We start from the raw sequence: 779 nt of genomic DNA on the forward strand, positions 1-779 counted from the left end.
TCCAGCAGCTTGCGGAACATTTCCACGCCCGTGCAGGTGGTCTTCTGGGTGTCCTTGATACCGACGATTTCGATTTCTTCGCCGACCTTGATGATGCCGCGCTCGATACGACCGGTCACCACGGTACCACGACCGGAGATGGAGAACACGTCTTCCACGGGCATCACGAAGGCGCCGTCCACAGCGCGCTCAGGCGTGGGGATGTAGGAGTCCAGAGCTTCAGCCAGCTTCAGGATCGCAGGCTCGCCCTTGTCGGACTGGTCGCCTTCCAGGGCCAGCTTGGCGGAACCACGCACGATGGGGGTGTCGTCGCCAGGGAAATCATACTTGTCCAGCAGTTCGCGGACTTCCATTTCCACCAGTTCCAGCAGTTCCTCGTCGTCCACCATGTCGCACTTGTTCAGGAACACGATGATGTAAGGCACGCCCACCTGGCGAGCCAGCAGGATGTGTTCGCGGGTCTGGGGCATAGGGCCGTCAGCAGCGGAGCAGACCAAGATAGCGCCGTCCATCTGGGCAGCGCCGGTGATCATGTTCTTCACATAGTCAGCGTGGCCAGGGCAGTCCACATGAGCGTAGTGGCGCGTGGCGGTTTCGTACTCAACGTGCGAAGTGTTGATCGTGATACCACGGGCCTTTTCTTCAGGCGCGTTGTCGATCTGCGAGTAGTCCTTGGCTTCACCGCCGAAGTGCTTGGACAGCACGGTGGCGATAGCAGCAGTCAGGGTGGTCTTACCGTGGTCAACGTGGCCAATGGTGCCCACGTTCACGTGGGGCTT

At 60.2% G+C, this 779-nt stretch carries 1 protein-coding gene; it reads right to left on the reverse strand.

Annotation, left to right across the window (positions count from 1 at the left end):
* The coding region (locus FYM52_RS18560) for an elongation factor Tu (protein ID WP_154165155.1) at nucleotides 1-779 on the reverse strand (779 nt) is incomplete at both ends.

The organism is Comamonas sp. CAH-2 (assembly GCF_009668305.1).
In the GTDB taxonomy this organism is placed as follows: Bacteria; Pseudomonadota; Gammaproteobacteria; order Burkholderiales; family Burkholderiaceae_C; genus Comamonas; species Comamonas aquatica.